We start from the raw sequence: 1,631 nt of genomic DNA on the forward strand, positions 1-1,631 counted from the left end.
ACCGTAACCTCGAACGCGCCGAGATGGCCGCGCGCCGCGGTCACCTTTCCCTTCGCCACCGGGAATTCGTCATTGCGCGGCGGCGCGACGGCGGCGGGCGGTTCGATCAGAACAGTGACGTCGAGATGGTCCTTGAGCAGATTGCCGGCTTCGATCGCGGTCTCATCGCGGCCGCAGATCAGGATGACGCCGCCGCTTTCGAGCTCAACCGATGGCGCCGGCGGTGCAGTCTCGGCCGCCGCCGCAAGCAGCGCCGCCATTTTCGGTCCCGCGCGCGCGGCGTCATTGGACCAGCCGGCGGTCTCGCGGATGTTGGCGAATTGTATGGATTGTGTGCGGTCAGTCTCCGCAGCCGCCTCCGAGAACAACGCCGCTTTCTGGGTGCAGGCGATCGTGAGCGGGCCGTCTTCGGCGGCAATGGCTCGGAAGCGATCGAGCTCGGCGCGGCAGAGCTGGGTTGCCGTCGTTGGCTCGTGACGGCAGCCACGGCTGATAGCATCGCCGTCGAGCGGCATCGTCCCCTCGCAGGAGCAGATCAGAAGACGTCTTGCGAAATCGGCCATGCTGTCACAACCTTGTGTGTCTATCCGGTACGCCTGGCGAAACTGGCCGGGAATTTGTGGAAAGTATATAGTCACTCTCCCAAAAACCGGACAGACTTGCATGGAGCATCGGATGAGCGGGCCGCGTGACTTCTGGCTCGCTTGCCGCCAACGTGTGCTCGCGAAGAGAGCGGCCGTCAGTTGGTCACGGACGACGTCCTGAAGGCCCTCCTGGCGCGGCCCGAGCTGATGCCGCCCCCGGAAGCCTGCGCGGCGGAGCAGGAGCTGCATCGCGCGCTGCTGCGCGATCCGTGGCGGAACTCCGACGCCACGCGCATTGGTGACGCGATCTGGGATGACGATGGTCTCGATGACGCGACGCGCGCCCAGTTGATCGGCCTGTTTCGGCTGACGTTCCGCGATCCCACCTATATGATCGAAAAGGTCAGGGGCGAGCCGGTCTATCTGCTGCTCGCCATGACCGGCGACGCGGTGTTGCGGCTGAAGCCGCAGAACCTCATCACCGGCTTGCCGATTGCGAACGCGGAGGCAGTCAATTGATATCGACGGCGCTGATGCGCATTTCCGTGGGTGTCGTGGTGGAGCGGCGCAAGGGCCGGAGTGCCTGGGCCGACTTCCTGTGGCGGCCGGTTTCGGTGTTCGCCGGAAGCCCGTCGGCCGCGCCGTGGACGGCGCTCGATAGGCAAGGAGAGGTGACGTTGTTCTATGCCGGCGAGGCGATGATCGAACTGCACCGCACCGAGACCACGAATTATCGTGACAATCTCGGGTCCGGCTCGCCCTCCCTGTGGATCAACCTGCGCCCGACCGGCTCCGAGCCGCCTTACGAACTGCTCGCCGTCACCGCGGATCCGGCCGAGGGCGAGGCGTTCACCGATGCCGGCACCAATCTGGTCGATGCGGTGCCGATGCCCGCAGGTATTGTTGAAATCGTCGAGCGATTTATTGCCGAGCATCATGTCGAGCGCCCCTTCATCAAGCGGCAGCGCGATCGGCAGATGCCTCCGACGTAGGACACGAGAGACGGACCGTGGCTGAAGAGCACAATGTTTTCCTTCGCTGGGCGCG

The 1,631-nt window shown here is 64.9% G+C and carries 2 protein-coding genes and 1 pseudogene; 2 read left to right on the forward strand and 1 reads right to left on the reverse strand.

Annotated elements, in window-relative coordinates; translation table 11 throughout:
* Window positions 1-563: pseudogene (locus tag OZ411_RS42780) on the reverse strand (4Fe-4S ferredoxin); the annotation flags it as partial.
* Window positions 564-743: 180 nt separating this feature from the next.
* On the opposite strand from OZ411_RS42780, the gene OZ411_RS42785 reads away from it, so the two are divergent.
* Together OZ411_RS42785 and OZ411_RS42790 are read left to right on the forward strand one after the other, a co-directional pair.
* On the forward strand, window positions 744-1,103 hold the full coding sequence (locus OZ411_RS42785; protein WP_282532774.1) for a hypothetical protein: 360 nt from the start codon (window positions 744-746) through the stop codon (window positions 1,101-1,103).
* The gene (locus OZ411_RS42790; RefSeq protein ID WP_282532775.1) at window positions 1,100-1,576 is read left to right on the forward strand and encodes a DUF3305 domain-containing protein; all 477 of its coding nucleotides are present in this window, start codon (window positions 1,100-1,102) and stop codon (window positions 1,574-1,576) included. The genes OZ411_RS42785 and OZ411_RS42790 overlap by 4 nt, the downstream gene beginning before the upstream one ends.
* Window positions 1,577-1,631 lie beyond the last annotated feature (55 nt).

Source organism: Bradyrhizobium sp. Arg237L, assembly GCF_029990105.1.
Classification (GTDB): domain Bacteria; phylum Pseudomonadota; class Alphaproteobacteria; order Rhizobiales; family Xanthobacteraceae; genus Bradyrhizobium.